The sequence below is a fragment of the Kocuria rhizophila genome, assembly GCF_003667225.1.
Taxonomy (GTDB): Bacteria; Actinomycetota; Actinomycetes; order Actinomycetales; family Micrococcaceae; genus Kocuria; species Kocuria rhizophila.
In genome coordinates, this window is sequence record NZ_RCOM01000086.1 from 1 (window position 1) to 9696 (window position 9696).

At 72.9% G+C, this 9696-nt stretch carries 8 protein-coding genes, 1 tRNA gene and 1 pseudogene; all 10 read right to left on the reverse strand.

Features of this window, described 5'->3' with window-relative positions:
- Positions 1–275 (reverse strand): ATP-binding cassette domain-containing protein (locus tag D9R02_RS10040; protein WP_147435354.1); only part of this gene is annotated, 275 nt, incomplete at its 3' end.
- A gap of 146 nt (positions 276–421) precedes the next feature.
- Entirely contained in the window at positions 422–1480 is a 1059-nt protein-coding gene (locus D9R02_RS10045; RefSeq protein ID WP_070636346.1) for a FecCD family ABC transporter permease, read from the reverse strand.
- A 120-nt stretch (positions 1481–1600) separates the two neighbouring features.
- Complete coding sequence (locus tag D9R02_RS10050) at positions 1601–2506, reverse strand: alpha/beta fold hydrolase (protein ID WP_070636344.1); 906 nt, start codon at positions 2504–2506, stop codon at positions 1601–1603.
- On the reverse strand, positions 2503–3222 hold the full coding sequence (locus tag D9R02_RS10055) for a DUF998 domain-containing protein (protein ID WP_070636342.1): 720 nt from the start codon (positions 3220–3222) through the stop codon (positions 2503–2505). The genes D9R02_RS10050 and D9R02_RS10055 overlap by 4 nt, the downstream gene beginning before the upstream one ends.
- Positions 3223–3420: 198 nt before the next feature.
- A tRNA-Asn gene (locus tag D9R02_RS10060) sits at positions 3421–3496 on the reverse strand.
- A gap of 148 nt (positions 3497–3644) precedes the next feature.
- Positions 3645–5681 carry a DNA primase gene (dnaG, locus tag D9R02_RS10065; protein WP_121566845.1) on the reverse strand — a complete coding sequence of 679 codons (2037 nt, stop codon included), beginning with the start codon at positions 5679–5681 and terminating at the stop codon, positions 3645–3647.
- Positions 5682–5886: 205 nt separating this feature from the next.
- Positions 5887–7206, reverse strand: a complete 1320-nt coding sequence (locus D9R02_RS10070; RefSeq protein ID WP_121566846.1) for a deoxyguanosinetriphosphate triphosphohydrolase — start codon at positions 7204–7206, stop codon at positions 5887–5889.
- 5 nt (positions 7207–7211) lie between these two features.
- Positions 7212–8396, reverse strand: coding sequence for a tRNA dihydrouridine synthase DusB (gene dusB, locus D9R02_RS10075; protein WP_039101410.1), 1185 nt, complete (start codon positions 8394–8396; stop codon positions 7212–7214).
- Positions 8377–9210, reverse strand: coding sequence for a tetratricopeptide repeat protein (locus D9R02_RS10080; protein WP_121566847.1), 834 nt, complete (start codon positions 9208–9210; stop codon positions 8377–8379). The genes dusB and D9R02_RS10080 overlap by 20 nt, the downstream gene beginning before the upstream one ends.
- 20 nt (positions 9211–9230) lie before the next feature.
- Positions 9231–9696 (reverse strand): annotated as a pseudogene (locus D9R02_RS10085) (galactokinase); the annotation flags it as partial.

Consider the following 9696-nt stretch of genomic DNA (forward strand, 5'->3'; position numbering starts at 1 on the left):
TCGTCCTGGGGCAGCGCCGCGACCCGTGCGGCCGAGTCCCGGAAGCGCATGCCGTGCAGGGACTCGCCGTCGATCAGCACGGCCCCGCCGCACGGGCGCAGGGCACGGTAGAGGGCCTTGAGCACGGTGGACTTCCCGCAGCCGTTGGGACCCACCAGCCCCACGACCTCCCCCGGCGCCACCCGCATGGTGAGGCCCGGCACCACGGTGCGCCCGGCGACGTCGAGCCTCAGCTCCGCCAGCTCCAGACCGGTCCCGCACTGCGGGGTGTCCATGGACGCGGCGGTGGCCTGGCCGGACGGCGCGGTGCGTCCGGCAACGTGGCCGGAAGGCGACGTGCCTGCGGGGGCCGGGTCGGGCGGCGTCGTGCCCGGCGCGAGCGCTCCCCCCGGGGCTGCCGCGGGCCGCGGCGCGGGCGCCCTCACCGGGAACCCCCGAAGACGTAGCCGGCGCGGCGCATCAGCACCAGGAACACCGGCACGCCGATCAGCGCGGTGACCACGCCGAGCGGCAGTTCACGGGGCGGCACGGCCACGCGGCTGAGCAGGTCCACCCACACCATGAACAGCGCGCCCACGAGCGGGGCCACCACCACGGCGCGCCGGTGGGCCGGACCCAGCACGATGCGGGTGGCATGTGGGACCACCAGTCCCACGAAGCCGATGGTCCCCGCGACCGAGACGAGCGTGGCTGTGCCCAGGACCGTGAGCGCGAACAGCTGCACGCGCATCCGGTCCGGGTCCACGCCCAGGCTCGCGGCGGAGCCGTCCCCCATGGAGAGGGTGTCCAGGTCCTGTGCGCGCCATGCGAGCCACGCGAGGCACAGCGCGGTGGCCGCGACCGGCAGGGGAAGCTGCTGCCACGTGGCCGCGCCCAGGGAGCCGAGCATCCAGAACATGACGGTGCGGGCGGCGTCGCCCTTGGCGTCGAAGAAGACGATGGCGGACATCAGCGCCTGGAAGCCGAACGAGAGCACCACGCCCGTGAGGATCAGGCGCACGGGCGCCACCCCGCCCGGGGTGCGGGACAGCCGGTACACGAGTGCCGACGCCGCCAGCGCGCCCAGGAACGCGGCCGCACTCAGCGCGAGTCCCCCGAGCGCGGCGAACAGTCCCCAGGAGACGACGGCGCTCGCGCCCACGGCCGCGCCGGAGGAGATCCCCAGGATGAAGGGGTCCGCCAGGGGGTTGCGCACCATGGCCTGCGCCGCGATGCCCAGGGCGCTCAGCCCCGCTCCCACCACCGCCGCGAGCAACACCCGCGGGGTGCGGATCTGCAGCACCACGGTGTAGTCGGTGAAGTCCGCCGCAGGGATTGCTCCGCCGGTCAGTGCGGCCCAGAAGAACCGGGCGGTGTCCGCGACGGGAATCTCCGCGGCACCCCCCGAGACGGCGGCGGGCACGGAGGCGCCCAGCGCGACGAGCAGCGCGAGCACCAGCAGCGCGTGGGCCCGGGGTGAGAGACGGGGTGTCGTAGTCATGAGACTGTAATGATAATCATGCGCATATAAGGACACAAAATGTTGTCCTTGGCGCGCTGACTAGCAGCGGGTGGTGCAGGGAGCGAGCCCGGTGCGCGGGCGGCGTCGTGCGCCGGGGCGTCAGCGGGGGACGGCCTGCGCGATCAGTTCGGCGGTGCGGCGCGGCTGGTCAAGCATCACGAAGTGCCCGCTGCGGGAGACCACCACGGAGCGCACCGAGGTCTCCACCGCGAGCCGAGCGGCCTGGGCAAGGACGTGGCGCACCCACCGGGACAGCCCCGGCCGGGGCACGCGGCCGTTGGCGGCCACCACCGTGAGGGGCACCCGGGGATCCAGAGGCAGCCGGGTCCGCAGTTCGCGGAGCCGGTTCATGCACGCCACGTAGCCCGCGAGCTCGCGCAGGGAGGCCAGCAGCGCATTCGGTGCGGAGGCCTCGGCACGCAGACCGCCCATCACCCGGGCCACGCGCAGCCGCCCGGGCACCAGCGCCACCGAGACCGCCGGCCCCACGAGACGCCAGATGCTACGAACGGCGCGGGAGCGCACCGCGGGGTGGGTGCGGTGGCGGAAGCGGCGGGCGGTGCGGGCCGCGTCGTGCGTCGGGTCGGCACCCTCGGCCTCGGGGACGGAGCCGTCCAGGAGCACCAGGGACCCCCAGCGGCCGGGATGGAGGCGGGCGGCGGCCTCGACCACTGCGGCACCGAAGGAGTGCCCCACCGCGGTGACCGGGCCGGGTACGTCCAGGGCGTCGAGAACGGCGAGCAGTCGCGCGGCCTCGGTGTCCAGCTCCGGAAGGGTCTCGGGGACTTCCTGACCCGGTGCGTAGCCGGGACGGTCCAGCACGATCACGCGGTGGTCTCCGCGCAGCAGCTCGACCACCGGCGCCCAGTCCCACAGCACGGAGGCCACGCCCGAGGAGCACACGAGCGCCGGGCCGGAGCCGATGTCCAGCACCCGGACCGGCACGCCCTGGACCGGGATCTCGCTCAGGTGCTCGCGCCACAGCGCGGCGGTGGAGTGGTTCACGCCGCAACCGCCCGGGGTGCGGCGCGCACCCGGTCCACGACCGGCAGGCCCGCGACGGCCACGAGCCACACGACGATCGCGACCATCGAGATCCGCTGCGTGATCCCCTCCGTGGGGATCCTGGTGAGCAGGGCGTCCACCGCGGACAGGGCGATGGTCACGACGCCCACCCAGCTGGCGATCCGGATCACCCGATCGGCGGCGGTGCTCAGCACGAGCGAGGCGAGCATGGCCACGACGAACGCCGTTCCCGCCACGGCGGAGGATGCGGTATGCATGTGGTGCTGCAGCGGCAGCGTTCCCGCGGCCTCGGCGGCGGCGCACTCGGCTGAGACCGAGGGCGCGCACGTCATGGGGTTGATGGCGTCCACCACCGTGGCCGCACCCGCCACAGCCAGGGCCGCGCACCACACCCGCACGGCCTGCCGCGCACGACGCCGCGTGGGCGGGGCGGTCTCCGGTGCCCCGAGGCCGCCGGGCAGTCCGCGCCACAGCGTGCGGGCCCGCGAGTAGGACAGGACGGCCATCACGATCAGCAGCATCCCGGAGATCCCGTCCGTGGTGCGCAGGAGCGTGGCCGCGGGGCGGTCTGCCACGAAATACTCGGAGGCGTAGGAGGTCCACGGATGCAACTGTGGATCCAGCAGCGGGGCCACGAGCCACGTGGAGTAGAGGACGGCGATCAGCGCCGCGAGACGGCGGGACGCGAGGGTCATGGAACCGGGTCACCCGCCTGTCGTCGTCGTGGGGCCGCGAGGTAGCAGCAGAGGTCCACTGTATCGGTGCCGTTCCCGAGGGCCCCGGGGCAACGGACGGGCGGCCACGAATTCGTGGCGACACCATGGCCTAAGGCGTTTCCGAGCACAAGGAAAGCCGGGCCCGTTCTGCGTTTCCGCAGGTCAGACCCGGCTTGCTGGCTCCCCCGACTGGACTCGAACCAGTAACCCTTCGATTAACAGTCGAATGCTCTGCCAATTGAGCTACGGGGGAATGCACATGTTGCTGCGCAACGAGACGATACTTTACAGCGCCCAGCGAGCTTCCTCAAATCGCCCGGGCGGGCCACTACCGGGCCCGTCATCTACCGGGTGCCGGGTGCGCGGGGACCTGGGGCTGGCTACCGGCTGCCCGCTGGGAATCAGACTCCCATGAGGCTGCGCCGCTGCAGCTCCAGGTCCAGCAGCTCGCGGTTGAGCTGCTGGTAGAGGTCCGGCTCGCGCTGCGCGTTGAGCCGGTTGAGGTGCGCGAGCTTGTCTGACTTCTCCCGGTTGATGTGCATCTCCACGAGCGAGGTGATGACCCCCACCGCGTAGTTGCGCATCTGCTGCTCGGTGGCCGCAGGCAACGGCGTGACGGACAGCTGCGCCAGGTAGCCGTGCAGCGGTTCGGGCAGGTGGTTCCGCACGGCTTCCAGCCACACGCGTCCGCCCTGGACACCCTCTCCCAGGTCCGCGCGGGCACCCACCACGGCGTCGTGCATGACCTGGTGCACCCGGTACGTCATGCCCGCGGACTCGAAGTGCCCCCAGTAGGCCAGCGGCACGAGGTCCGGGACCTGCAGCACGACTTCCAGCGCCTCGCGCTCCATGCGGGAGACCGGCTCCCGGGGATCGGGGAGCTCCACGGTGCGCGGCTCCTCGGGGGAACCTTCGTGAGTGCCGGCCCCTCCCCGCGATGCCTGCGAGTCGTGGTCCGCTCCCCCGCGCGATGGTCCCTGGGCCTGCTGCCGACCGCGAGCGCCGTCGTACCCGGAACCGGCCGGTCCTGCTCCAGAACGCCCCGAACCCGCGGGCCCCTGGCCGGAGGGGCCGGAAGGCCCCGAGCCAGCAGGTCCCGAACCGCCGCGCTGCGCGGATTTGGCCGCCGCGGTCACCGCGCGCATCACCTCGTCCGTCTCGATCCCGAGCCACCCCGAGAGCTCGCGCGCGTAGGCGGGGCGCAGGGAGGGGTCGCGGATCTGCGCGACGATGGGCGCGCACGCCCGCATGGCGCGCAGCCGCCCCTCAAGGCTGTTGACGTCGTACTCCTTGATGGTGGCCCGCAGCGCGAACTCGAACAGCGGGGTGCGGGTCTCCACGAGGTCCCGCACGGCCACGTCCCCGCGGGCCAGTCGGAGGTCGCACGGGTCCATGCCGTTCGGCTCCACGGCCACGTAGGTCTGGGCCACGAACCGCTGGTCCTCCTGGAAGGCGCGCAGCGCGGCCTTCTGCCCGGCGGCGTCGCCGTCGAAGGTGAAGACCACCTCGCCGCCGGCGGAGTCGTCCGAGAGGAAGCGGCGCACGATCTTGATGTGCTCCGGGCCGAACGCCGTGCCGCACGTGGCCACCGCCGTGGTGACCCCGGCCAGGTGGCACGCCATGACGTCCGTGTAGCCCTCCACCACCACCACCTGCTTGGTCTTGGCGATGGGCCGCTTGGCCAGGTCGATGCCGTAGAGCACCTGGGACTTCTTGTAGAGCTGCGTCTCGGGGGTGTTGAGGTACTTGGGGCCCTGGTCGTCCTCGTAGAGCTTGCGCGCCCCGAAGCCGATCACCTCCCCGGCCACTGCGCGGATGGGCCAGATGAGGCGGCCGCGGAAGCGGTCGTATAGTCCGCGGTTGCCCTCCGAGAACATGCCCGTGAGCTTGAGCTCCTGCTCCGTGAACCCCTGGTTGCGCAGGTGGTTCAGCAGGTGGGACCAGCCCTGTGGCGCGTAGCCCACCCCGTAGGTGCGGGCGGCGTCCTGGTCGAAGCCGCGCTCCCCCAGGAACTTCTGGGCGGCGGCGGCCTGGCGGGTGTAGAGGTTGCGCTGGAAGAACTCCGAGGCCACCTTGTGGGCGTCCAACAGGCGCTGCCGGCGGCCCACCTCCTCGCGGTTGGGCGCCCCGCCCTGCTCGTAGTGCAGCTCGTAGCCGATACGTGCGGCCAGCCGCTCCACGGTCTCCGTGAACGGGGTGTGGTCCATCTCCATGAGGAACGCGATGACGTCCCCGGACTCGTCGCAGCCGAAGCAGTGGTATGTACCCATCTGCGGGCGCACGTGGAAGGACGGCGAGCGCTCGTCGTGGAACGGGCAGAGCCCCTTGTAGGAGCCGATCCCCGCGGGCTTGAGCGTCACGTACTGCTCGACGACCTCGCGGATGTCCGTGCGCGCGCGAACCTCGTCGATGTCTTCACGCTTGATCAGTCCGGCCACTGGGCCAGTTTAGGCACCCCGTCAAACCACGGACGGCGCCGCCCGGGCGGGTGTGCAGGGTGCCCCGCACGGTGCGTGGACGACGCCCTGCCGCGGCCGGGCCCCAGGGGACGACGACGCCGCGCGGGACCAACCCGGCGCGGCCACCGCCCGCGTGGTCACTGTCTGCGCCCCATCCGCCCCGGGCAGGCCCGGGCCTGCCCGCTCACCAGAGCGGCTTGTCTCCCGTCCGCCAGTTGTTGCCGCGGATCCTGTCGTGCAGTGCCACGGCCGAGTGGTCCGTGAGGCACGCGATCTGGTCCACCACGAGCCGCAGCCGCGCGGCCTCCGCACCCGGTCCGTCCGCCACCCCCCGCCAGTCCGCGGCGAACTCCGGGGAGAGGAACCGGCCGTCGGTCTCCATGAGGGCCTCCACCAGGATGGTGAGGATCTCGTGCTGGTTCTCGTACAGGGGCATGGCGTCCCGCACGGTCATCACGAACGCGGTGGCGATGCCCTTGAGCACGCCGATCTCCAGCTCGGTCTCCCGGGGCACCACGAGGGACGCCCGGTACCGGGTGAGCCGGTCCTCCCCGGCGACCTCCCGGGTGGCCTGCACCGCGGACATCGCGAAGCGGCCAATGAGCTGGCTGGTCATGTTCTTGAGCCTCGCGAGGTCCCCGCGGGTGCCGTCCATGCGCGGCACCCAGGCCGGGGTGGCCTCGAGACGGCGCAGGGCGGCGTCGAGCTCCTCGTCCGTGGCGTCCGGGAGGTACCAGCCGCGCGTGCACTCGATGACCCGCCCGCGCTGGGTGGGCTCGGCCAGCAGGTCCAGCTGCAGGGCGTGGGCGGCCACGGCGTCCTCCACGTCGTGCACGCTGTAGGAGATGTCGTCCGCGAGGTCCATGACCTGCGCCTCCAGGCACTTGCGGCCCTCCACGGCACCTTCGCGGAACCACTCGAACACGGGGAGGTCGTCCTCGTACGCGCCGAACTTCCGGTTGGGGCGCCCGTCCGCCCGGGGCGGGGCGTCTGCGGCGGACCACGGGTACTTGCACGTGGCGTCCAGCGTGGCGCGCGTGAGGTTCAGCCCCGCGGGCTCCCCCGAGGGCGTCACGAGCTTGGGCTCCAGCCGCACGAGCAGCCGCAGGGTCTGGGCGTTGCCCTCGAAGCCCCCGATCCCCCGGGTCAGCTGCGCGAGCACGGTCTCGCCGTTGTGCCCGAAGGGCGGGTGGCCGAGGTCGTGGGACAGGCATGCGGCGTCGACCACGTCCGGGTCGCAGCCCAGCGCCTTGCCGAGCTCCCGCCCGATCTGCGCCACCTCCAGCGAGTGGGTGAGGCGGTTGCGCACGAAGTCGTCCGTCTGCGGGGCGACCACCTGCGTCTTGGCCGCGAGCCGGCGCAGCGCGGAACTGTGCAGCACGCGCGCGCGGTCCCGCTCGAAGTGGCTGCGGTGGCGGTTGTAATGGTCCTCGCTGACGTAGCGCTCGGTGTCCGAGGGCTCGTAGCCGGGGGCCAGGATGCCCAGGCGGTCGGGAGTGTGCACGGCGCTCAGCCTCCCGAGACGTCGAGTTCGGCGGCCGCGAGACCCAACCGTTCGGCGTCGCCCAGGATCCGCGAGGACAGCCAGCCGTCCGGCAGGTGCGGCTTCTTGGGCGAGCCCGCGCGACCGCGGGGCCCCTCCACGTCCGCACCGGGGTAGGGGGCGTCCAGGTCCAGCTGGTCCAGCAGCTCGCGCAGCGCGGCGAGGTCCGGGACCTGCGCCATCTTCGCGCGCAGCTCACCGCCCACGGGATAGCCCTTGAAGTACCAGGACACGTGCTTGCGGATCTCGCGGCAGCCCTTGGCCTCGTCCCCGAACTCCTCGGTGAGCAGCTCCGCGTGGCGGTAGACGGTGTCCGCGACCTTGCGCACGCCCGGCCGGAAGCGGCGCGGGCTGCCCTCGAACGCGGCCTGCAGGTCCCCGAACAGCCACGGGCGGCCCTGGCAGCCGCGGCCCACGACGACGCCGTCCACGCCCGTGTGCTCGACCATCCGCACCGCGTCCTCGGCGGAGAAGATGTCCCCGTTGCCGAGCACGGGGATGTCCGGCAGGGCCTCGCGCAGCCGCGCGATGGCATCCCAGTTCGCGGTGCCCGAGTAGTGCTGCTCCAGGGTGCGCCCGTGCAGCGCGACGGCGGCCACGCCCTCGTCCCGGGCCATGCGCCCGGCGTCCAGGTAGGTCTGGTGCTCGTCGTCGATGCCGATGCGCATCTTCACCGTCACGGGAATGTCCCCGGCCTCGCGCACCGCGGTGCTCACGATTGCCCGGAACAGGTCCGTCTTCCACGGCAGGGCGGAGCCGCCGCCGCGCTTGGTGACCTTGGGCACGGGGCAGCCGAAGTTGAGGTCGATGTGGTCCGCGCGGTCCTCCTGTGCGACCATCCGCACGGCTTTGCCCACGTTCACGGCGTCCACGCCGTAGATCTGGATGGAGCGCGGGGTCTCGTCCGGGTCGTGGTGGATGATCCGCAGGGACTCCGGCCGCCGCTCCACCAAGGCGCGCGCCGTGACCATCTCGGTCACGTACAGTCCCCCGCCGTACTCGCGGCACAGCTTGCGGAAGGACTTGTTGGTCACCCCGGCCATGGGGGCCAGCACCACGGGGACGTCGATGGTCAACGGTCCCAGGTGCAGCGGCTTCAGGTTCAGCACGGCCGGTTCGCGGTCCGCGGTCTCAGTCGTCTCGGTGCTCATCGCCTGCCATTGTCTCACCTGCGGCCCGGGCCCCCGCCGCGATCTGCTCCAGACGCACCGCGAGCTTGAACGCGCGCACCTGCTCGTCCCGGCGGCCCAGGGTCTTGCACGCCGCCCCAAGCTCCCGCAGGCAGGCCACCCACTCGTCCGTGTGGGCCTCCGGATCGGGCAGGGCCGAGTACAGGTTGGAGGCGTTCTCCAGGGCGTGGGCGGCGTCGGCCCACGCCATCCGGTCCGCGGCGAGCGCGGCGAGCCCGCGCCAGCACAGGATCTGCCCGGCCACGTCCCGGCGGGACTCGCAGCCGCTGAGCACCGCCTCGTAGTGCTCCTCCGCCACACGCCGCCGCCCGGCCGCCTGCGCCGCCGTGGCCAGGTGGGAGGTCCAGCGCAGGTCCTCGTGGGTCACGAACCCGGTGCCGCCCGGGTGGGCCGGCCGGTCGGGGTCCACCCCGGCCACCTCGGCGCCCTCCTGGAAGACGCGGTACGCATCCCACGGGCGCCCGAGGGCGAGCAGCACGTCCCCGAGCTCCTCCAGGCACCGCACCCGCCCGCGCACGGAACGCGCGGTGCGCTCCGCCCGGCGGTACTGCACGGCGCCGATCCGGTAGTGGTGCTCGGCGTCGGTGAGGTTCCCGGCATCACGCTCCAGATCCCCGAGCGACGACGCCGCGTCACCCGCCGCGCACCACGCGTCACCCAGGCGGGCGGTGCGCAGAGCGTCCTCGAGCAGCGTCCGGGCCTCGGCAACGTCCCCGCGCTCACGGGCGGCGGTAGCGCGCTTGAGCCGGCGGGCGGAGTTCTGGGCTGCGAACATGCTGCGCTCCCGGGGTCGTACTAGCGGACCCGCTGCCCAGCGGGCGACGGGTTCAGGGTCAGGAACAGAGGATCGCGGAAGCCGTGGTCCGAGAACGCCGAGCACACGGAGGCGGCCAGCTCGTCCAGCTCGTCCTCCCGGGCCAGGGCGATCACGGAACCGCCGAAGCCGCCGCCCACCACTTTGGCGCCCAGGGCGCCAGCGTCGAGGCACGCGCTCACGGCGGCGTCGAGCTCCGGGACGGTGACCTGGCAGTCCAGACGCATGGACTCGTGGCCCGCCACGAGCAGCCGGCCCACGAGGGCCCAGTCCGGAGCCGCAGTGGCGAGCTGGTCCGCGATGCGCACCGAACGGACCATCTCGGCCAGGGAGTGCCGCAGCCGCAGGCGCATGCCCTCCGGATCGGCGCCGGTGGTGGCTCCGGCGCGCAGCAGGGCGTCGAAGCGCTCGAGGACCGCGGCGGCGTCGTCGTCCGTGGGGTGGGCG

Bases quoted from the DNA above. Each gene is read 5' to 3' on its own strand.
- D9R02_RS10080 (WP_121566847.1), bottom strand. From the start codon at position 9,210: ATGTTCGCAGCCCAGAACTCCGCCCGCCGGCTCAAGCGCGCTACCGCC.
- D9R02_RS10045 (WP_070636346.1), bottom strand. From the start codon at position 1,480: ATGACTACGACACCCCGTCTCTCACCCCGGGCCCACGCGCTGCTGGTG.
- D9R02_RS10055 (WP_070636342.1), bottom strand. From the start codon at position 3,222: ATGACCCTCGCGTCCCGCCGTCTCGCGGCGCTGATCGCCGTCCTCTAC.
- dusB (WP_039101410.1), bottom strand. From the start codon at position 8,396: ATGAGCACCGAGACGACTGAGACCGCGGACCGCGAACCGGCCGTGCTG.